The 19,161-nt window shown below is 55.7% G+C and carries 19 protein-coding genes; 13 read left to right on the top strand and 6 right to left on the bottom strand.

From position 1 onward, the window contains the following. Positions 1 to 2 precede the first annotated feature (2 nt). From ACOTWU_RS00550 to ptsP, 4 genes are read left to right on the top strand one after another with little or no spacing between them, the layout of a single operon-like run. On the top strand, positions 3 to 1,253 hold the full coding sequence (locus ACOTWU_RS00550; RefSeq protein WP_045615074.1) for a PTS fructose transporter subunit IIC: 1,251 nt from the start codon (positions 3 to 5) through the stop codon (positions 1,251 to 1,253). Positions 1,254 to 1,264: 11 nt separating this feature from the next. Beyond that, complete coding sequence (ypdF, locus tag ACOTWU_RS00545) at positions 1,265 to 2,377, top strand: aminopeptidase (RefSeq protein WP_126499161.1); 1,113 nt, start codon at positions 1,265 to 1,267, stop codon at positions 2,375 to 2,377. Further along, entirely contained in the window at positions 2,350 to 3,390 is a 1,041-nt protein-coding gene (gene ypdE / locus ACOTWU_RS00540) for an aminopeptidase (protein WP_023303286.1), read from the top strand. The genes ypdF and ypdE overlap by 28 nt, the downstream gene beginning before the upstream one ends. Positions 3,391 to 3,412: 22 nt before the next feature. Beyond that, positions 3,413 to 5,908, top strand: a complete 2,496-nt coding sequence (gene ptsP, locus ACOTWU_RS00535; protein WP_126499160.1) for a phosphoenolpyruvate--protein phosphotransferase — start codon at positions 3,413 to 3,415, stop codon at positions 5,906 to 5,908. 3 nt (positions 5,909 to 5,911) lie between these two features. Here the strand turns inward: ptsP and ACOTWU_RS00530 are convergent, their stop codons facing one another. Both ACOTWU_RS00530 and ACOTWU_RS00525 read right to left on the bottom strand, forming a co-directional pair. Continuing rightward, positions 5,912 to 6,766, bottom strand: a complete 855-nt coding sequence (locus ACOTWU_RS00530) for a helix-turn-helix domain-containing protein (protein ID WP_026080541.1) — start codon at positions 6,764 to 6,766, stop codon at positions 5,912 to 5,914. Between the two features lies 1 nt (position 6,767). Then, the gene (locus tag ACOTWU_RS00525) at positions 6,768 to 7,388 is read right to left on the bottom strand and encodes a flavin reductase family protein (RefSeq protein ID WP_003858756.1); all 621 of its coding nucleotides are present in this window, start codon (positions 7,386 to 7,388) and stop codon (positions 6,768 to 6,770) included. A 262-nt stretch (positions 7,389 to 7,650) separates the two neighbouring features. Between ACOTWU_RS00525 and rnk the strand changes: the two genes are divergently transcribed. Next, positions 7,651 to 8,061 (top strand): nucleoside diphosphate kinase regulator, encoded by a 411-nt coding sequence (gene rnk, locus ACOTWU_RS00520; RefSeq protein WP_006809650.1) that lies wholly within the window; start codon positions 7,651 to 7,653, stop codon positions 8,059 to 8,061. A gap of 137 nt (positions 8,062 to 8,198) precedes the next feature. Next, a complete protein-coding gene (gene yldA / locus ACOTWU_RS00515; RefSeq protein WP_015571155.1) occupies positions 8,199 to 8,288 on the top strand; it encodes a small membrane protein YldA in 90 nt (29 codons plus the stop codon). A 10-nt stretch (positions 8,289 to 8,298) separates the two neighbouring features. Here the strand turns inward: yldA and ACOTWU_RS00510 are convergent, their stop codons facing one another. Further along, a complete protein-coding gene (locus ACOTWU_RS00510; RefSeq protein ID WP_015571156.1) occupies positions 8,299 to 9,537 on the bottom strand; it encodes a zinc-dependent alcohol dehydrogenase in 1,239 nt (412 codons plus the stop codon). Positions 9,538 to 9,718: 181 nt separating this feature from the next. On the opposite strand from ACOTWU_RS00510, the gene uspG reads away from it, so the two are divergent. Beyond that, entirely contained in the window at positions 9,719 to 10,147 is a 429-nt protein-coding gene (uspG, locus tag ACOTWU_RS00505) for a universal stress protein UspG (protein WP_006809652.1), read from the top strand. A 59-nt stretch (positions 10,148 to 10,206) separates the two neighbouring features. On the opposite strand, the gene ahpF is transcribed toward uspG, so the two are convergent. Together ahpF and ahpC are read right to left on the bottom strand one after the other, a co-directional pair. After that, a complete protein-coding gene (gene ahpF, locus ACOTWU_RS00500; RefSeq protein WP_017382489.1) occupies positions 10,207 to 11,772 on the bottom strand; it encodes an alkyl hydroperoxide reductase subunit F in 1,566 nt (521 codons plus the stop codon). A 188-nt stretch (positions 11,773 to 11,960) separates the two neighbouring features. Continuing rightward, positions 11,961 to 12,524 carry an alkyl hydroperoxide reductase subunit C gene (gene ahpC, locus ACOTWU_RS00495; RefSeq protein WP_014882974.1) on the bottom strand — a complete coding sequence of 188 codons (564 nt, stop codon included), beginning with the start codon at positions 12,522 to 12,524 and terminating at the stop codon, positions 11,961 to 11,963. A 621-nt stretch (positions 12,525 to 13,145) separates the two neighbouring features. Here ahpC and citR point away from each other — a divergent pair. The 3 genes from citR to ACOTWU_RS00480 all read left to right on the top strand — a co-directional run bounded on the left by citR (position 13,146) and on the right by ACOTWU_RS00480 (position 16,027). After that, positions 13,146 to 14,066: a DNA-binding transcriptional repressor CitR gene (gene citR, locus ACOTWU_RS00490; protein ID WP_126499159.1), complete on the top strand. Its 921-nt coding sequence runs from the start codon at positions 13,146 to 13,148 to the stop codon at positions 14,064 to 14,066. A gap of 126 nt (positions 14,067 to 14,192) precedes the next feature. Then, the gene (locus tag ACOTWU_RS00485; RefSeq protein ID WP_017382491.1) at positions 14,193 to 15,416 is read left to right on the top strand and encodes a phosphoadenosine phosphosulfate reductase; all 1,224 of its coding nucleotides are present in this window, start codon (positions 14,193 to 14,195) and stop codon (positions 15,414 to 15,416) included. Then, positions 15,401 to 16,027 carry an IbrB-like domain-containing protein gene (locus ACOTWU_RS00480; RefSeq protein ID WP_017382492.1) on the top strand — a complete coding sequence of 209 codons (627 nt, stop codon included), beginning with the start codon at positions 15,401 to 15,403 and terminating at the stop codon, positions 16,025 to 16,027. Before ACOTWU_RS00485 ends, ACOTWU_RS00480 begins: the two co-directional genes overlap by 16 nt. On the opposite strand, the gene ACOTWU_RS00475 is transcribed toward ACOTWU_RS00480, so the two are convergent. Next, positions 16,028 to 17,188: a pyridoxal phosphate-dependent aminotransferase gene (locus tag ACOTWU_RS00475; protein WP_017382493.1), complete on the bottom strand. Its 1,161-nt coding sequence runs from the start codon at positions 17,186 to 17,188 to the stop codon at positions 16,028 to 16,030. A gap of 122 nt (positions 17,189 to 17,310) precedes the next feature. Here ACOTWU_RS00475 and ACOTWU_RS00470 point away from each other — a divergent pair, with 122 nt between their 5' ends. The 3 genes from ACOTWU_RS00470 to ACOTWU_RS00460 are packed head-to-tail and all read left to right on the top strand — an operon-like array spanning position 17,311 to position 19,150. Beyond that, complete coding sequence (locus ACOTWU_RS00470; RefSeq protein WP_017382494.1) at positions 17,311 to 17,925, top strand: methylthioribulose 1-phosphate dehydratase; 615 nt, start codon at positions 17,311 to 17,313, stop codon at positions 17,923 to 17,925. Then, on the top strand, positions 17,922 to 18,611 hold the full coding sequence (gene mtnC, locus ACOTWU_RS00465; RefSeq protein ID WP_045340906.1) for an acireductone synthase: 690 nt from the start codon (positions 17,922 to 17,924) through the stop codon (positions 18,609 to 18,611). The genes ACOTWU_RS00470 and mtnC overlap by 4 nt, the downstream gene beginning before the upstream one ends. Then, on the top strand, positions 18,608 to 19,150 hold the full coding sequence (locus ACOTWU_RS00460; protein WP_045340908.1) for a 1,2-dihydroxy-3-keto-5-methylthiopentene dioxygenase: 543 nt from the start codon (positions 18,608 to 18,610) through the stop codon (positions 19,148 to 19,150). The genes mtnC and ACOTWU_RS00460 overlap by 4 nt, the downstream gene beginning before the upstream one ends. The last annotated feature ends 11 nt before the right edge of the window (positions 19,151 to 19,161 follow it).

Here is a 19,161-nt window from a genome sequence, read left to right as displayed (position 1 = left end):
TCATGGCTATTAAAAAACGCAGCGCGGTTCGCCCGGACAGTCACGAGGGTGACACACTTGCCATCAAATCCGCACCGGTTGCCGCCAGTGCGTCTTTCTGGAAAGAGCTTCCACAGCACATTATGTCGGGGATATCCCGCATGGTGCCAACGCTTATCATGGGCGGGGTTATCCTCGCCATTTCACAGCTCATCGCCTACGTCTGGCTGGAGATCCCGCCTGACACCGGTATTCTCGACGCGCTTAACTCTGGCAAATTCACCGGTTTCAATCTCTCGGTATTGAAATTTGCCTATCTGACCGAATCGTTCGGCGGGCTGCTGTTCAGCTTCGCCATCCCGATGTTTGCCGCCTTTGTCGCCAACTCTATCGGCGGAAAGCTGGCCTTTCCGGCCGGGTTTATCGGTGGCCTTGTCGCCACGCAGCCGACGCTGGTGCTGAACTTTGATGCGGAAAAACTGACCTGGCTTGCCACCAAACCCGTGCCCTCCACGTTTATTGGCGCGCTGATTATCGCCATAGCCGCAGGCTATCTGGTCAAATGGCTGAATAGCCGTATTAACGTACCGCAGTATCTGCTGGCCTTTAAAAGCACCTTTCTGATCCCAATCCTCTCGGCGCTGTTTGTGATGCTGGCGATGTATTACATCATCACGCCGATTGGCGGCTGGCTGAATGCAGGTATGCGGACCGTACTGCTGGCGGCGGGTCAGGCGGGCTCCATGATGTATGCCATCGGGATGGCGGCGGCCACGGCGATCGATCTCGGCGGCCCCATTAACAAAGCGGCGGGATTTGTTGGCCTGGGGCTGACAACCGATCATGTCCTGCCCATCACCTCCCGCGCCGTGGCGATTGTTATTCCGCCCATTGGTCTGGGGCTGGCCACGCTGATTGACCATCGTCTGACCGGCAAACGACTGTTTAGTCCGCAGCTTTATCCGCAAGGCAAAACGGCCATGTTCCTCGCCTTTATGGGCATCAGTGAAGGGGCCATCCCGTTCCTGCTGGAAAATCCGCTTGCGACGCTGCCGGCGTATATGGCGGGTGCGATCGCGGGTGCGATGACCGCCACCGCGCTCGGTGCCGTGCAGTGGTTCCCTGAATCGGCGATCTGGGCGTGGCCGCTGGTCACCAATCTGGGGGCGTACATGCTCAGTATTGTGGTCGGGGCGGCGATCACCGCGCTGTTGGTCGTGATTATTCGTAACAGTCTGCACAAGCGCGGAAAACTCGCTATCGACACGCTGTAACGGGGTGAACCATGGAATTACTGAGAAGGCTTCATGCCTGGCTGGCTGCGGAAAAACTGGACGGCGTGCTCATCTCTTCGCGCCAGAATAAACAGCCGCACCTGGGCATTTCAACCGGTTCGGGATATGTGCTGGTGACACAAACCGCGGCACATATCCTGGTGGATTTCCGTTACTACAGCGATATCGCTTCACGAGCGGCGGGCTATGAGATGCACCTGCTTAACACGGAGAACCCGTTTGCGCAGGCGGTGAACCAGATTATTGCGAAGGACAATCTCGCCCGTCTTGGCTTTGAGGGTGAATACGTGAGCTGGCAAACAGGCGTGCTGTGGCGCGATACGCTGAATACTACCCTTTGCAGCACCTCGCTCGACGCGCTGCGGCAGATAAAAAGCGCTGACGAAATCGACCGTATCCGTGCAGCATGCGGCATTGCCGACCGCGCCGCACGACACATCCGGCGTTTCATTCAGCCCGGTATGCGCGAGCGTGAAGTCGCTGCCGAGCTGGAGTGGTTTATGAAGCAGGAGGGTGCGGACAAGCCCTCTTTCGACACCATTGTCGCCAGCGGGCCGCGCGGTGCGCTGCCCCACGGCAAAGCCTCTGACAAAGTGATTATGCCTGGCGAGATGATCACCCTTGATTTCGGCGCCCAACACCAGGGGTATTGCTCGGATATGACAAGGACCTTTCTTGTCGCCGGGCAAAACACGCCGCCGGAGGAGCACCCTCTCTATGCGGTGTACCAGATCGTTCTGGCGGCACAACAGGCGGCCATTGATGCCATCCGCCCCGGCGTTTCCTGTCATCAGATCGATAGCGCCGCACGTTCCGTGATTGAACGTGCAGGTTACGGCCCGCAGTTCGGGCATAACACCGGCCATGCCATTGGTATTGATGTCCATGAAAATCCACGTTTTTCCCCTACCGACCGCACCCCGTTGCAGCCCGGCATGGTGCTGACCGTTGAACCGGGGATCTACCTTGAACACCAGGGCGGGGTACGAATTGAAGATGTGGTGCTGGTGACGGAAACGGGCGCCGAGGTGCTTTATACCCTCGACAAACGGCTATTGCTGACGGGAGAACAAGAGTGGACAGAGATTTACTGCACGCCCTGAGCGAAGCAGACGCCATTGCGGCCTCAGAGCAAGAGGTGCGCGACATCCTGCTCAGTGAGGCGCAAAAATACCATAAAGAGGTTCAGTTTGATGGGCTGGGTTCCGTGCTTATCCGCGTCAACCAGAGCCGGGGCCCGAAGGTGATGGTCTGCGCCCATATGGATGAAGTCGGTTTTATGGTGCGTAGCGTCTCGCGCGAAGGGGCCATTGATGTCCTGCCCATCGGCAACGTGCGCATGATGGCCCGTACCCTTCAGCCGGTGCGCATCACCACGCGTAACGGGGAAAAAATACCGGGCCTGCTGGATGGAGATCTGAAAGGAGAAAACGTTGACAATTTGCGTGTCGACATTGGCGCGACGTCGGCGGAGGAGGTGTTCGCCGCCGGTATCGACGCAGGCGACCGCGTGACGTTCGATACACCCTTTCAGACCCTTCCCCACAATCGGGTGATGGGTAAAGCCTTCGACGATCGTCTCGGCTGTTACCTGCTGATTGCGCTGCTGCACGAGCTGCACCAGACGCCGCTCGACTGCGAGCTTTGGCTGGTGGCCAGCTCAAGTGAAGAGGTCGGCCTGCGCGGCGGCCAGACCGCCACGCGCGCCATTCATCCTGATATCGCGCTGGTGCTGGATACCGCCTGCTGGTCAAAAAATTTCGATTATGGCAGCGCCAACCATCGCCAGATCGGTGCGGGCCCGATGCTGGTGCTGTACGACAAAACGCTCATCGCCCCAGCCAAACTGATTGCGCTGGCTGAGACGATCGCGCGCTCGCAAGGGATCCCGCTGCAAAAAGACATGTTCAGCAACGGCGGAACGGACGGCGGGGCGATCCATCTCTCCGGCACTGGCGTGCCGACTCTTGTGCTTGGTCCCCCGACCCGACACGGGCACTGCGCGGCATCCATTGCCGACGAAAAAGACATTCATCACACCCAACAACTGCTTGTCGCGCTTGTGGCATGCATGAACCGTGAGACCGTGGATCATCTGACGGACTTCAGATGCTGATCTCACGCGGCCAGGAGGAAGTATGCTTTCAATTGAATTTTTCTGCCCACTGCCCAACGGCCTGCATGCGCGTCCGGCCTGGGCGTTAAAAGAGCAGTGCAGCGCATGGCGCAGCGACATCCGTTTTATCAACAGACGGCTTAACACTCACGCGGATGCCAAAAGCTCGCTGGCGCTGATCAGTACCGGTACGCTGTTTAATGACAGCTGCGTGCTGGAAATTAACGGCAGCGACGAGGAGCAGGCCCGACGCGTGCTGGAGGCGTATCTCACCGGCGCGTTTATCGACAGCGACAGTATTCCCTCCGGCGACGCGCCGCACGTTGCGCATCCCCTGCCCCGTTCGCTTGTAAGGCTTGCTCCCCACCTTCAGCACGGCATTACGCTCGCCAGTGGCATCGGGGCTGGCACTCTGCGAGGCTGGCAGAGCGATAACCTCAAACGTTATTGTCAGATCCCCGCCTCGCCGGAAGATATTACCCGCCTGGAACACAGCCTGGCGACACTGGCTGAACAGCTCAACCACCGTCTGCGCGGGCTGGACGGCGAGAGTAAAACAATTCTCAGCGCGCATCTTTCGCTGATCCAGGATGAGGAGTTTGGCGGCACCATACGCCGACTGATCGCCGAGGAGCGGCTAAGCCTTGCGGAGGCGATCATTCGTAATATGGAGCTGATCTGCGACAAGCTGTCGCTCTCCGCCAGCGACTACCTGCGTGAACGCGTCAGCGATATTCGAGACATCAGCGAGCAGCTTCTTAACATTACCTGGCCGGAGTTGCAGCAAACCTCCGCATTCACCCTCAGCGCCCCCACTATTCTGGTGGCGGAAGATCTGACGCCCAGCCAGTTTCTCAGCCTCGACACGCAGTACCTGAAAGGCATGGTGCTTGAAAAAACAGGCCGGACGTCGCATACGCTGATCCTGGCACGCGCGGCCTCCGTGCCTGTGCTGAGTGGTTTAACGGTCGCCTCGCTGGCGCCGTTGATGGGAAAAGAGGTCATTCTGGACGGCATCTGTAGCATGCTGGTCGTTGAACCCAACGACGCGGTGAATGATTACTATAGCGTGGCGCAGCGCCTTGCCGACCGATGCCACCAGCAGCAGATCAAAGATGCGGGTCTTCCAGCGCTCACCCGCGACAACGTACCGGTAGAGATTGCCGCCAACATCGGCAGCGCGCTGGAAGCGCCCGGGGCGTTTACCTGCGGCGCGCAGGGTATCGGGCTGTTTCGCACTGAAATGCTGTATATGGACAGAGACACCGCGCCGGACGAGCAGGAGCAATTCGAAGCCTATCAGCAGGTGCTGCTCTCCGCGCAGGGCAAGCCGGTCATCTTTCGCACAATGGACATCGGCGGCGATAAGCAGATCCCTTACCTGAACATTCCCCAGGAAGAAAACCCGTTCCTCGGCTATCGCGCCGTTCGCATTTATCCCGAATTTGCCGATCTCTTCCGCACTCAGCTGCGCGCGATCTTACGCGCAGGCGCCAGCGGCAATGCGCTGTTGATGATCCCGATGGTGCACAGCCTCGATCAGATTTTATGGATCAAACAGGAGTTGCAAAACGTTCGTGACGCCCTGGCCTCACAGGGGTTACGTCACACCGCACACCTGCCGCTGGGGATCATGGTTGAAGTGCCTTCAGTCTGCTTTATCATCGATCACTTCTGCGAAGAGGTGGATTTCTTCAGTATCGGCTCGAACGATATGACTCAGTATCTCTACGCTGTCGATCGCAACAACCCGCGCGTTTCGGGGCTGTATAACCCCATCACACCGTCTTTTTTACGCATGGTTCGCCAGATCGTCACCGCAGCGCATCGTCACGGGAAATGGGTCGGCATTTGCGGGGAGCTTGGCGGAGAGCAGCGCTACCTTCCTCTTCTGCTTGGGCTGGGCTTAGATGAGTTCAGCATGAGCGGGCCACGCATCCCTGCGGTAAAAACCCAGCTGCGTCAGCTGGACATGGCGGCCTGCCGGGCGCTGGCAGATAAGGCCTGCGACAGCCGCAGCGCAGAGGAAATTGAAGCCCTGCTGGCGGATTTCACACCGGAAACGCCGCCGCGTCCATTGCTGGCGCTGGAGACTATCGTGGTCAATGAGCCGCTGACCTCAAAAGAGCAGGTGCTTCAGTTCTTATGCGGAAATCTTGCGATTCATGGCAGGACCGAAAACCCGCTGGAGCTTGAAGAAGATCTCTGGCAGCGCGAAGAGATTGTCACCACCGCCGTCGGGTTTGGCGTGGCGATCCCTCACACCAAATCGCAATGGATACGCCACTCCAGCATCAGCATTGCACGCCTGGACAAGGCGATTGACTGGGAGTCGGATTTGGGCGACGTCGAGCTGGTGATCATGCTGACGCTCGGCGCTCAGGAAGGGATTAATCACGTGAAGGTCTTTTCCCAGCTGGCGCGGAAGCTGGTCAATAAAACGTTTCGCGAGTCGCTGTTTGCAGCAACGACGCCGCAAAGTATCCTGGATCTGTTGAACGCTGAAATCACGTTCTGACTGTCACTGAAAGCGTGCGCGATACTCCCCCGGCGTCAGGCCAAACTGGCGCCGGAACAGACGGCTAAAATAGTCGCTATCGGCATAGCCGCAGCGCTTCGCCACTTCCCCCACCGGCAGGTGGTATTTTTGCAGGATGGTTCTCGCCTTCGCCATACGCACCCAACGAACGTAATCCACAAAACTCATCGTCCCCTGTTGGGAGAACAGGCGTGACAGATGGTTAGCCGAAATATTAAAAAGCGCGGCGACGCTGTCCCGCGACAGGGATTCAGCATAGTTTTCCTGCACCCAGTTACAAATGCTCTGATAGAGAAAATCCCCGCGCGACAGTCCCGGTTCAGGCAGCGACGACACCACTTTCCGGCACCAGTGCAGCAGGCTCAGCACCAGCGGTTGAATAATGGCCTGATCCTGCGGGGAAGCGCTCAGGTGCGTCAGGGCCATCAGCATCGCAGCACATTCGCCTCGTTCAGGATGAGGAAGCTCAACGTGTCGCTGCGCAGGCACGGATCGCCCGTGACGGGTATCATGAAACACCAGCCCCAGCCACGACGGCGCAAAAAGAATGCTCAGCAGCATGACCGGTCGTTCAAACACCGGGACGCTGGCGGCCTGGGCGGGAAGAAACAGCATTTCCCCCTGGCTGAGGGTCTGGTGCCCGGTAACCAGTCTGTTGCCATATTCCCCGCGAAGAACGACGTCAAGCCGTGGCCAGTCGCGGCTCACGCTTCCGACAGCGTCAGACGCGCCACGTTGAGCAAACCAGACTCGCCCCAGCTGCTGTGGGTTGAGCACCAGGCCGCTCAACAGATCGGCAAAAAACTGCTGATCGGCGGGCAACAGGGTTGCGTGCATATCACCCCCTGCGCGCATCCGGGCGTACCAGATCGAAGCGATGGCTGTCACTGATGGCGTAGTAGGCTGTCGGTCCACCCGCACGCAGAATGGGCTGCGCTTTCGCGGTCTGGTAAATCCCCTCTTCCAGCAAACTCTCGGCGATATGGACGCCCACGACTTCGCCGAGCACCAGCCAGGTATCAATCGGTGTCCCATCCGCGCCGGTAAGCTGAATGCACTGTGACAATCGACACTCGAAATTCACCGGGCTTTCCGCCACGCGCGGCGAGCTCACAAGCTGGCTGGCTACGGGCGTCAGGCCGGCAAAGGTAAATTCATCCTCGCCATGAGGGAGCGTGGCGGAGGTTTCATTCATCGCCTCGGCGAGATCGCGCGTTGCGAGGTTCCAGACAAACTCCCCCGTTTCGGTAATATTCCGCACGCTATCCTTCCAGCCGTTGCTGGAAAAACCAATGATCGGTGGGCGATAGTTAAAGCAGTTAAAGAAGCTGTACGGGGCAAGGTTCAGTTGACCGGCCTTATCACAGGATGAGATCCAGCCAATCGGACGTGGACCGATAATGGCGTTCAGCGGGTCGTGCGGCAGGCCGTGCCCCTGAGACGGTTGGTAAAAGTACATATCGCTCTCTCTACGCTGGGGCTGCAACGCGCATTGCCCGGGTTCAGTCTTTCCAGCGTAACGAAATTTCCGTTCAGCGTGAATCGGGACGCCGGGTTTATTGCCAAAAATTCATATGGCGCATGATTGTGACCTTCATCACTTCAAACTTACGGTTTCAGACAGTATCATCAGATAAGTTAAACCCTCGCTGCCAGACGGCGAGGGTTTTCTTTTGGATTGGTTTCTGCGTTACACGCAGCATTAACGACATGGAGTAAAAATGTCCAGACCTACGATTATCATCAATGAACTCGACGCAGAACGTATTGACCGACTGTTGGAGAAACCAGAATTCGCCTCGCTGCCGGTAGCCGATGCGCTGAACGAAGAGCTCGACCGGGCGCAGATGTGTACGCCTGAAACCATGCCGCATGATGTGGTCACCATGAACAGCCAGGTGAAGTTCCGCAACCTGACCACCGGAGAGGAGCTCACCCGTACGCTGGTCTATCCGGCGCAGATGACCGACAGCAGCACGCAACTGTCGGTGCTGGCACCCGTGGGCGCAGCGCTGCTTGGACTGCGCACGGGCGATACCATCCACTGGGAACTCCCGGGCGGTGCCTCAGCTCACCTGGAAGTGCTTGAGCTGCTCTACCAGCCCGAAGCCGCTGGCGATTACCTGCGTTAATCCCTTCTGAACAAGCGACCCCGCTTTGCACAGAGGATGCACCCGCATCCTCTTTCCGCAAATTCACCCGATTGTGTTATATCGGACAAAAACCGCTTAATCCACGCTTAGTCTGTTGTAGTGCCGTGGGGACGGTCATGGGTGAGATACTTGTTATCACACTGGTTTTTCTCATCATCCTGGCGATCCTCGTCGTGGCGGTGCTGTATCTTGAGCGCCACTGGTGAGTGAGGAACCTCACACAACGCCGCCGGGGAAGGCATTCACCAGTCCCTTCACTTTCTGCTGCGCTGCCTCCGGGGTGTCTGCGCCAGGCACCAGGATCACCTTGCGGCACTCCTCCTCCCGTTTTTCGAAGATCTTATAGGCGCGCTCCGCATCAGCCAGCGGAAGATAGTGGGTCACAATATCTTCTGGGGTAAGCAGCCCTTTTTCGATGAGCGGCAGCAGCTCTCCCAGCCAGGCATGGACGTGGGTCTGCCCCATCTTAAAGCTCAGCCCTTTATCGAAGGCATCGCCAAACAGGAAGCCGTGAATAAAACCGGCGTACACGCCCGGCACGCTGACCACGCCGCCGCGTCGCACCGCAGCAATGCACTGGCGCAGGGCTTTGCCGCTGCTGCCTTCAATTTTCAGGTTACTGAGGATCGTTTCCGTGGTGCTGCCTTTGGCCTCAAACCCGACGGCATCAATCACCGCATCCACTCCGCGCTGTCCGGCCGTTTGCTCAATGATTTTCTCCGCCGCGTCGTTATCGTCATCAAAGTTAATCGGGATCGCGCCGTAGCGCTCCTGGGCAAACCGCAGTCGATAGGGATGATGGTCAACCACGAAAATCTGCTCTGCGCCGAGAAGCCGCGCGCAGGCAATGGTCAGTAACCCCACCGGCCCGGCCCCGAATACGGCGACGCTGGAGCCTTTCTGGATCTGCGCATTTTTCGCCGCCTGCCAGGCGGTAGGCAGAATATCTGACAGGAAAAGCGCTTTGTCGTCAGACAGCAGCTGGGGCACTTTAAACGGCCCCACGTTGCCTTTCGGGACGCGCACATACTCCGCCTGTCCGCCCGGCACGCCGCCGTAAAGATGGCTGTAGCCAAACAGCGCGGCAGGGGCGGGAATTTGCTTTTTGTTCAGCGCCGCGCCCTGCCCGCGGTTCGTGTTTTCGCAGGCCGCGTACTGTTGCATCTGGCAAAAGAAGCAGTCACCGCAGGCAATCACAAACGGGATCACCACCCGGTCACCTTTCTGCACGTTTTTCACTTCGCTCCCGCACTCCACCACCTCGCCCATAAATTCATGACCAAAGATATCGCCGTGCTGGACCTTGGGAATTTTTCCGCGATAAAGATGCAAATCAGAACCACAGATCGCCGTGGCCGTTACGCGCAGGATGATATCGTCAGGCTGTTCGATGCCCGGATCGGGGACATTATCGACCCGAACATGATGTGGACCGTGATAGGTGAGAGCTTTCATGCAACCTCCGAAAGGGTGTGGGTAAGCTTATAAAAGGGTAGCTACCTCTCGGGATCTGCCCCGGAATCCGGCTGTTTTGAGATTTATCCTGGCGAGATAAAAAAGTGCTGTCGGGATTACAGAAACCTTTTATATTTTGTGGTTGAATGATTTCAGCGTTTATAAACAAGGAGAAACGGTTATGTATCAAACAATCATTATGCCGGTTGATGTTTTCGAAATGGAACTGAGTGATAAGGCTGTACGTCACGCGGAATTTCTCGCGCAGCAGGACGGAGTTATTCATCTTCTGCATGTTTTACCGGGCTCTGCCAGCCTGAGCCTGCATCGTTTCGCTGCTGATGTGCGTCGTTTTGAAGAGCATTTACAGCATGAAGCCGAGACACGCCTGCAAACCATGGTCGGGCACTTCAGCATCGATCCTTCCCGCATCAAAACCCACGTCCGGTTCGGTAGCGTGCGCGACGCCGTTAATGAGCTGGCGGGGGAATTAAATGCCGACGTGGTAGTGATTGGTTCACGTAACCCTTCCATCACCACTCACCTGCTGGGGTCGAACGCCTCCAGCGTGATCCGCCACACCCACATTCCGGTGATGGTCGTGAGATAAAAAAAGAGGCCACCTTTTGGTGGCCTCTGGCATTGCAGGTGTCGTCTTGCTTTCTTTTATTATGCGGTTTTGGTGCGGATCAGATAATCAAACGAGCTCAGCGACGCTTTCGCACCTTCGCCAGTGGCGATGATGATCTGTTTGTACGGCACGGTGGTGCAGTCGCCCGCCGCAAATACGCCCTTCACGCTGGTTTCGCATTTCGCATCAATGATGATCTCGCCCATGCGGTTGCGCTCAATCGCGCCTTCCAGCCAGGTGGTGTTTGGCAGCAGGCCAATCTGAACAAAGATCCCTGCCAGCGCCACGCTGTGGATATCGCCACTCACGCGGTCACGGTATTCCAGACCGGTCACTTTGCTGCCGTCGCCTTTCACTTCTGTCGTCTGGGCATTGAGCACAATATCGACGTTATTCAGGCTACGTACTTTATCCTGCAACACCTGGTCCGCTTTCATCTCAGGGGCGAACTCCAGCAGGGTAACGTGTTCAACAATTCCCGCCAGATCGATAGCCGCTTCCACGCCGGAGTTACCGCCGCCGATCACCGCGACGCGTTTACCTTTGAACAGCGGGCCGTCACAGTGCGGGCAATAGGTCACGCCTTTGGTGCGATACTGATCTTCGCCCGGGACGTTCATGTTGCGCCATTTCGCGCCGGTGGCAATGATCACGCTGCGCGCCTTCAGCACCGCGCCGGACGCTGTTTCAATCTGGTGCAAACCACCCTCGACCGCCGCCGGAACCAGTTTGCTGGCGCTCTGGCTGTCAATGACATCCACGTCGTAGTCGCTGACGTGCGCTTTCAACGCCCCGGCCAGCTTCTGGCCTTCGGTTTTCGGCACGGAAATGTAGTTTTCAATGTCAACGGTATCCAGAACCTGACCACCGAAACGCTCCCCCATCAGACCGGTACGGATCCCTTTACGTGCGGAGTAGACCGCTGCCGCCGCGCCCGCCGGGCCGGAGCCAACAATCAGTACGTCGTACGCATCGCGTTGGTTCAACTCTTCCGCCGCACGTTTTTCTGCGCCGGTATCCACTTTGGCGACGATTTCGGTCAAGGTCATACGCCCCTGGCCGAACTCCTGACCATTCAGGTAAACCGCCGGAACGCCCATCACGTTGCGCTCGGTGATTTCGTTCTGGAACGTACCGCCGTCAATCGCCGTGTGCTTAATGCGTGGGTTGAGGACTGACATCAGGTTCAGCGCCTGCACCACGTCCGGACAGTTGTGGCAGGAGAGTGAGTAATAGGTTTCAAACTCAAAATCACCGTCGATATCGCGGATCTGCTCCAGCAGCGCCTGCGCTTCTTTTGACGGATGACCACCGGTCCACAGCAGCGCCAGCACCAGGGACGTAAATTCGTGCCCCAGCGGAGAGCCCGCGAAACGCGGCCCCTGGTCAGACCCTGGGTTGGCGATCAGGAAAGAAGGCTTACGGACTGCCAGCGTGTTGTCTTCTTTGAAGGTCACCTTCGGCGACAGCTCAGCAATCTCTGTCAGCAGCGCTTTGATTTCTGCCGATTTCGCGCTGTCGTCCAGCGTGGCAATCAGCTCAACAGGTTTGGTCAGTTTCTCAAGGTAGGCCTTGAGCTGGGTTTTCATGTTAGCGTCGAGCATTATTCTTCCCTCTCTTAAAACGTCATCATGCAAGCCGCCTTATACGGGCTGCCTGAATGCAACTTGCATCATGGTGCTGGAATGAAATGGGCGCGGGGAGCGCCCATTGATTGCCGGGTGGCACTTCGTTTACCCGGCCTACGATACTGTAGGCCTGTGCAAGCGTAGCGCCGCCAGGCTTTACAGACTTAGATCTTGCCGACCAGGTCCAGAGATGGCGCCAGCGTCGCTTCGCCTTCTTTCCATTTCGCCGGGCACACTTCGCCTGGGTGAGAAGCAACGTACTGAGCCGCTTTCACTTTGCGCAGCAGGTCAGATGCATCACGGCCGATACCTTCAGCGGTAACTTCGATAGCCTGGATAATGCCCTGCGGGTCAACAACGAAGGTCGCGCGGTCTGCCAGGCCTTCATCTTCACGCATGTTGTCGAAGTTACGGGTCAGGGCGCCAGTCGGGTCGCCGATCATCGCGTATTTGATTTTCGCGATAGTTTCAGAGCTGCTGTGCCACGCTTTGTGGGTGAAGTGGGTATCGGTAGAAACAGAGTAAACGTCTACGCCCAGCTTTTGCAGTTCTTCGTAGTGGTCTGCCACGTCGCCCAGTTCGGTCGGGCAAACGAAGGTGAAGTCAGCCGGATAGAAGAAGAACACGCTCCAGCGGCCTTCGGTATCTTTCTCAGTTACTTCGATGAACTCACCGTTTTTGAACGCCTGGTTTTTGAAAGGTTTAATTTTGGTGTTAATCAAGGACATCTGTACTTCCTCCGTGTTTTCGTTGAGATGTAAGGTAACCAACTTTGTTCATCGGGGCTAATGCGTATGCTTTATCAAATCAATCAGCCAAACCTTACAACAGCAACAAGACAGCAAGGTGAACCTTTTACAGGAAAGCCTGAAAGTAAAAAGGCCGCCTCAACGGGCGGCCCTGATACCTGAATTCCCCGCAGGTACATTCAGTGCCAGCCGAAGCTGGCGTTGCGTTGCGCTCTACATACCTTGTATCAAGGCCGTAACAGCGGTTTGATTACAGCATCCGTGCGCGCATTGAGCAATGCATAAGAGGGATAGTCCTGCCTATGGTTGTGATAGGCAGAATCGAACAGGTCTCAGAAACGTTATAAATTTAATTTCATTATAAATTTCGCGCTATATATAAATGCCAGTTGTCATTCAAATAATTCAATCACACTTTAAAGATAAAATTATCTTAATAAATCTTGAAGTTGTGTTTCAATAATCCAAAGCCGTGATATATTAAGATCACTTAATTTTTAAATTAAGCGAGTTACCCCCACGGATTGTTAAAGGTAACTTCCCTCTGTCGTACTCCATGATGTGATAACGACAGCAAACACAGCACACTCAGGACGAAACATGGCCAACCTCTACGACCTAAAAAAATTCGATCTCAATCTGTTAGTCATCTTCGAATGCATTTACCAACATCTCAGTATCAGTAAGGCTGCCGAGACACTTTATATCACGCCATCCGCCGTGAGCCAGTCGCTGCAACGTCTGCGTGGCCAGCTCAATGACCCCCTGTTCATCCGCTCAGGTAAGGGAATTACGCCGACCACGGTGGGCACCAACCTGCATCATCATCTTGAACAGAATCTCAACCAAATTGAGCAGACGATCAACATGATGCATCACTCGGACATCAAGAAAAAGTTCGTTATCTATTGCTCTCAAATGATGTCGCCCGGCTATATGCTCGAACCAATGAAGCTGCTAATGTCAGAGGATAATTATGAGATAGAACAACGAGATATGCTTATCTCTCCGGAATCCGCAGAGGACCTGCTCGCCTACCGTAAAGCCGACCTGATCTTTACTATTGCCCCAATTAAGAATCGCTCTGTGGTGTGTTCTCACTTTGCCACGGTGCCAATAGCGTTAATCTGCCGAGAAAACCATCCAAGACTCGCCGATACGGTCAGTCTCGAGGCGTTATACCGGGAAAAATTCACCTTTTACCAGAGTGCGCACCCGGGCGTTAAAGAGTTCCAGAATCGCGCCAATGACGTTTTCCCGGAAAGAAATATTGCTTTTCGCACGGACTCCATCAGCTCGCTTATCTCCATGGTCAGTTCATCTGATCTGTTAGGCTTTATACCCGTATCAATCTATGAAGCCTATAAAGAGACGTTAAAATTAAAACGGACCGCCGCCCCATTTGAATTGCCCGAAATACATGTCTATATGCTTTACAGCCGTTCATCGCTGAACAGCAGCGTTTTTTCAACGTTCATTGAGAAAATGCATAAACTCTGTCTTTCCGCTCCATCTGCGTAAAATCATTTATATGATGAATATAAAAATCGCAAACTGAAAAAATGATCCCGTGAAAATAATGAAAAATGATTTCATAATATCGTCTTAATTTTTTCCAGACATTTAACACGCAGGATGCGATTAACCATGTCGATCTATAAAATCCCTTTACAGGAAAATGTTTTAGACGCTTCAGCGGAACGCATAGACTGGACGCTAAACAATTTCTCCAGGGTATGCGTTTCCTTTTCCGGTGGAAAAGATTCTACCGTGATGCTGCATCTCGTTGCCCAGCAAGCACGGCAATTAAAGCGAAAAATAGATGTCATCTTTCTGGACTGGGAAGCGCAATTCTCCTCAACCATTCAGCATGTTGACACGATGAGAACGCTGTATCGGGATGTTATCCATCAGTTCTGGTGGGTAGCGCTTCCGCTCACGACCCAGAACGCCCTGTCACAGTTTCAACCTGAATGGCAGTGCTGGGAACCCGGGACAAACTGGGTTCGCCAGCCACCGGAAGATGCCATTACCGATTATCACTATTTCGATTTTTATCAGCAGGGAATGACGTTTGAAGTCTTCGTGCGAGAGTTTGCCGAATGGTATGCGCAAAAACGTCCTGCCGCCGTTATGGTGGGGATCCGCGCCGATGAATCCTACAACCGCTTTCTGGCTATCGCGTCGGCACGTAAGCAGCGCTTTTCTGACGATAAACCCTGGACGACCGTCGCACCGGGCGGGCACACCTGGTACATCTACCCTCTGTACGACTGGAAAACCGCCGACATCTGGACGTGGTTCGCGAAATCAAAATGTTGCTATAACCCGTTATACGACCTGATGTACAAGGCGGGGGTGCCGCCGCGTTATATGCGCATCTGCGAACCGTTTGGCCCGGAACAGCGTCAGGGCTTGTGGCTCTATCATGTCATTGAACCCGAACGCTGGGCGGCGATGTGTGAGCGTGCCTGCGGGGTGCGCAGCGGCGGTATTTATGCCGGGCACGATAACCATTTTTATGGCCACCGGAAGATCCTGAAACCAGACCATCTTGGCTGGCGCGAATACGCCATGCTGCTACTCGACAGCATGCCGCAAAATACGGCGGAACATTACCGCAATAAAATCGCGGTTTATCTCCACTGGTATCAAAAGCGAGGCATGAACGATATTCCCGATACGCAGGAGGGTGACATTGGTGCAAAAGATATCCCCTCCTGGCGACGCATTTGTAAGGTTTTACTCAACAATGACTATTGGTGCCGGGCACTTTCGTTTAGCCCAAATAAGCCCAAACACTATCAGCGCTACAGCGACAGAGTGAAAGCAAAACGCAAGGAATGGGGGATTTTATGCAACAACGAATAATCACCGAAATGGAAACGTACCTTCAGGCACTTTCTGAGGAAGAGCGAATAGCCGCTATTAATGCGTTTCGTCAGGCATTACATGAAATCAGCCCTTTTCGCGATCAGCCCGTCGATTGCGTATTGTGGATAAAAAAGACAAACATCAGCGCTAACGATTACAACCCAAATAACGTCGCGCCACCGGAAAAGCGGCTGCTCAGCAAGTCACTGGAGCTGGATGGATTCACACAGCCTATCGTGGTGACGGAAAATGCGCCACAGCACTACGAAATTGTCGATGGTTTTCACCGCCATGATATCGGCAGTAACCGGGCGCCCCTGAAGCGCCAGCTTAAGGGTTACCTTCCTGTCACCTGCCTGCGTAAAGCGCGGCAGGAAAAGTTCGACCGCATGGCTGCGACCATTCGCCACAACCGCGCGCGCGGACGCCACCAGATCAACGCCATGTCAGAAATCGTGCGCGAGCTGGTGCTTATGGGCTGGAGTGAGCAGAAAATTGGCCAGGAGTTGGGTATGGATAGCGACGAAGTGCTGCGCCTCAAACAAATCAACGGTCTGCTCGAACTCTTCGCAGACCGTCGTTTTTCTGAAGCCTGGACGGTGAAATAGTCAGAGCGCGTTTAACCGCGCAGCCGCTGCCAGCAGCGTCGATTCCTGCTTCGCAAAGCAAAGCCGGATCAGCTTATGCGGGAAGGGATCGGCGCAGAACACCGACAGCGGGATGGCCGCCACACCCACCTCTTTCGTCAGCCACTGGCAGAAACTCACGTCGTCCAGATCGGAAATCGCGCTGTAGTCGGCCAGCAGGAAGTAAGTACCTTCACAGGGTAAAATCTCCAGCCGACTCTGGCTCAACGCAGCCACAAACCGATCCCGACGCGCACGGTAAAAATCCGGCAGCTCGCGGTAGTGTCCGGGTTCGCTGCGCAACATGTCCGCCAGCGCCAGCTGAGCGGGTGTGTTCACCGCAAACGTCAGATACTGGTGCACTTTACGCAGCTCAGCGCTGATGGCGGCGGGCGCCACGCAGTACCCGACCTTCCAGCCGGTCATATGGTAGGTTTTGCCAAATGACGATACCGCGATTGCACGCTCACGAAGCTGCGGATGCGCCAGCACGCTGGCATGCCCCTCTTCGGCGAAGCAGATATGCTCATACACCTCGTCGCTCAGAACATAGATTTCACGTTCGGCGATGGCCTGCCACAGGGCGGCAAAATCGCTCTTCTGCCACACCGTCGCCGATGGGTTGTGCGGCGTATTCAGGATCACCAGCCGGGTTTTATCGCTCAGCAGCGCGGCAAACGCCTGCCAGTCCGGACGAAAATGCGGCGGCTGGAGCGCCACGCGTTTCACTACGCCGCCGGCCAGTTCAATCGCCGGGGCGTAGCTATCGTAGCTTGGGTCAAAACAAATCACCTCATCGCCCGTACGCACCAGGGCGGTTATCGCCGCATACAGCGCTTCGGTCGCCCCTGCGGTTACCGTGACATCGCTGTTCGCATCAGGTTTATAGCCATACAGCTCGGCCGTTTTATCCGCAATGGCTTCACGCAACGCCTGCACGCCGGTCATCGGCGCGTACTGGTTTGCCCCCTGCGCCACGTGGTACGCCAGACGCTCCTGCAAATAGCGCGGGCCGTCAAAATCCGGGAACCCCTGCGAGAGGTTAATGGCGTTATGCTGCTGCGCCAGAGCGCTCATCCGGGTAAAAATCGTCGTGCCGAGATTTGGAAGTTTACTCTGCGGGATCAACGGGTTATTGCTCATTGTAGTGTGCCTGCCTGTAATACTTATGTTGCTGACACTATAACACGATGTTAGTCTTTGGCAATCAAGACGCTTAGACGTCTAAACGATATAAATATTCCTGACCGAGAGGGTAAAAGGAAATGACAGACAACCTGCAACTCACACACCTGGTCGAGGCCTGCCGCTGGATTGGCGCTAAAGGCTGGGCGCCCGCTACCGGCGGCAATATGTCCGTGCGTCAGGATGAACACCTGTGCTGGCTGAGCGAATCCGGAAAAGACAAAGGCAGCCTGACCACCGCCGATTTTCTACAGGTTGAAATTGCCACCAACCGTGCGCCGTCTGGCCGTAAACCGTCGGCAGAGACCGGGCTGCATACCCTCATCTATCGCCTGTTTCCCGAGGCTAACGCCGTCCTGCACGTTCACACCGTCAATGCCACGGTGCTGTCGCGTCTGGTCAACGAGGCCGAGTTGAAGATCACCGGTTTCGAGATGCAAAAATCCCTTACCGGGCAGACCACGCACCAGGATACGGTGGCCATCCCGGTGTTTGATAATGACCAGGACATCGACGCCCTCGCCTCGCGCATCGCCCATTACGCGCAGGAACGCCCGCTTAATTATGGTTTTCTTCTGCGCGGCCATGGCTTAACCTGCTGGGGACGCGACGTGGCCGAAGCCCGCCGGCATCTGGAAGGTTTAGAATTCTTATTTGAATGCGAAATGCGTTTACGACAATGGGAGAGAGTATGATTCGCGCGATTGTGACGGATATTGAAGGGACCACCAGCGATATCCGTTTTGTCCATGATGTTTTGTTCCCCTACGCGCGTGAGCGGCTGGCGGCCTTCGTGACCGCGCAGCAGTACGCCGAGCCGGTCAAATCGATTCTGGACAACCTGCGCGATGAAATCAGCGCTCCGCATGCCAGCGTCAGCGATCTCATCAACGTACTGTTTACCTTTATGGATGAAGACCGCAAATCGACGGCGCTCAAAGCCCTGCAAGGCATCATCTGGCAGGACGGTTACGTCAACGGTGACTTTACCGGACACCTCTATCCTGACGTACTGCCCGCGCTGGAAAAATGGAAGGCGCAAGGGATTGATCTCTACGTTTATTCCTCTGGCTCCGTCACCGCGCAGAAACTGTTATTTGGCTACAGCGACGAAGGTGATATTACTCATCTGTTCAGCGGCTATTTTGATACCCACATTGGCACCAAGCGCGAGGTGCAGTCTTATCAAAATATTGCGGCGCAAACGGGCATTGCCCCGTCGCAGATCCTGTTTCTGTCGGATATTCATCAGGAGCTGGACGCGGCTGAACAGGCGGGTTTTCGTACCCTGCAACTGATTCGCGGTGAAGATGACGGCGCAAGCCATCATCATCAGATCCACCAGTTTGACGAGATTAATCCGGAGCAGATCCCTTCATGAGCGCATTGACCATTTATTCCGATAAAGACGCCAGTCAGCACCAGTGGCACAGCACCGACGCCGCCGAGATTGCCCAACAGCTCAACGCCAAAGGCGTGCGGTTTGAACGCTGGGCTGCGGATCGCGATTTAGGGCACGATCCCGCGCCTGAAGCCGTGATCGCGGCCTATCAGCATGCGATCGACAAGCTGGTGGCAGAGAAAGGTTACCAGAGCTGGGATGTGATCAGCCTGCGCGCCGACAATCCGCAGAAAGAGGCGCTGCGCGCGAAGTTTCTGAACGAACACACTCACGGCGAAGACGAAGTGCGCTTTTTCGTGGAAGGGGCGGGATTGTTCTGCCTGCACATCGGCGATGTGGTGTATCAGGTGCTGTGCGAGAAAAACGACCTGATTTCCGTTCCCGCGGGCACGCCGCACTGGTTTGATATGGGCTCAGAGCCGAACTTTACGGCGATTCGTATTTTCGATAACCCGGAGGGTTGGGTCGCACAGTTTACCGGGGATGCGATTGCGGATGCGTATCCACGCCTGGCATAGTCTGAACAGGC

It is taken from the genome of Enterobacter cloacae complex sp. GYL001 (genome assembly GCF_049237125.1).
In the GTDB taxonomy this organism is placed as follows: Bacteria; Pseudomonadota; Gammaproteobacteria; order Enterobacterales; family Enterobacteriaceae; genus Enterobacter; species Enterobacter hormaechei_C.
The sequence above is the reverse complement of the archived record's forward strand: the minus strand, read 5'-3'. Positions and strand labels throughout refer to the sequence as shown.

Excerpts from the sequence above, each read along its gene's own strand:
- ACOTWU_RS00475 (WP_017382493.1), bottom strand. The coding sequence starts at position 17,188 with ATGAGCAATAACCCGTTGATCCCGCAGAGTAAACTTCCAAATCTCGGC.
- ACOTWU_RS00510 (WP_015571156.1), bottom strand. The coding sequence starts at position 9,537 with ATGAAAGCTCTCACCTATCACGGTCCACATCATGTTCGGGTCGATAAT.
- ahpC (WP_014882974.1), bottom strand. The coding sequence starts at position 12,524 with ATGTCCTTGATTAACACCAAAATTAAACCTTTCAAAAACCAGGCGTTC.
- ACOTWU_RS00550 (WP_045615074.1), top strand. The coding sequence starts at position 3 with ATGGCTATTAAAAAACGCAGCGCGGTTCGCCCGGACAGTCACGAGGGT.
- uspG (WP_006809652.1), top strand. The coding sequence starts at position 9,719 with ATGTATCAAACAATCATTATGCCGGTTGATGTTTTCGAAATGGAACTG.
- ACOTWU_RS00480 (WP_017382492.1), top strand. The coding sequence starts at position 15,401 with ATGCAACAACGAATAATCACCGAAATGGAAACGTACCTTCAGGCACTT.
- ACOTWU_RS00460 (WP_045340908.1), top strand. The coding sequence starts at position 18,608 with ATGAGCGCATTGACCATTTATTCCGATAAAGACGCCAGTCAGCACCAG.
- citR (WP_126499159.1), top strand. The coding sequence starts at position 13,146 with ATGGCCAACCTCTACGACCTAAAAAAATTCGATCTCAATCTGTTAGTC.
- ACOTWU_RS00470 (WP_017382494.1), top strand. The coding sequence starts at position 17,311 with ATGACAGACAACCTGCAACTCACACACCTGGTCGAGGCCTGCCGCTGG.
- ypdF (WP_126499161.1), top strand. The coding sequence starts at position 1,265 with ATGGAATTACTGAGAAGGCTTCATGCCTGGCTGGCTGCGGAAAAACTG.
- yldA (WP_015571155.1), top strand. The coding sequence starts at position 8,199 with ATGGGTGAGATACTTGTTATCACACTGGTTTTTCTCATCATCCTGGCG.
- ACOTWU_RS00525 (WP_003858756.1), bottom strand. The coding sequence starts at position 7,388 with ATGTACTTTTACCAACCGTCTCAGGGGCACGGCCTGCCGCACGACCCG.
- ACOTWU_RS00530 (WP_026080541.1), bottom strand. The coding sequence starts at position 6,766 with ATGCACGCAACCCTGTTGCCCGCCGATCAGCAGTTTTTTGCCGATCTG.
- mtnC (WP_045340906.1), top strand. The coding sequence starts at position 17,922 with ATGATTCGCGCGATTGTGACGGATATTGAAGGGACCACCAGCGATATC.
- ACOTWU_RS00485 (WP_017382491.1), top strand. The coding sequence starts at position 14,193 with ATGTCGATCTATAAAATCCCTTTACAGGAAAATGTTTTAGACGCTTCA.
- ptsP (WP_126499160.1), top strand. The coding sequence starts at position 3,413 with ATGCTTTCAATTGAATTTTTCTGCCCACTGCCCAACGGCCTGCATGCG.
- ahpF (WP_017382489.1), bottom strand. The coding sequence starts at position 11,772 with ATGCTCGACGCTAACATGAAAACCCAGCTCAAGGCCTACCTTGAGAAA.
- rnk (WP_006809650.1), top strand. The coding sequence starts at position 7,651 with ATGTCCAGACCTACGATTATCATCAATGAACTCGACGCAGAACGTATT.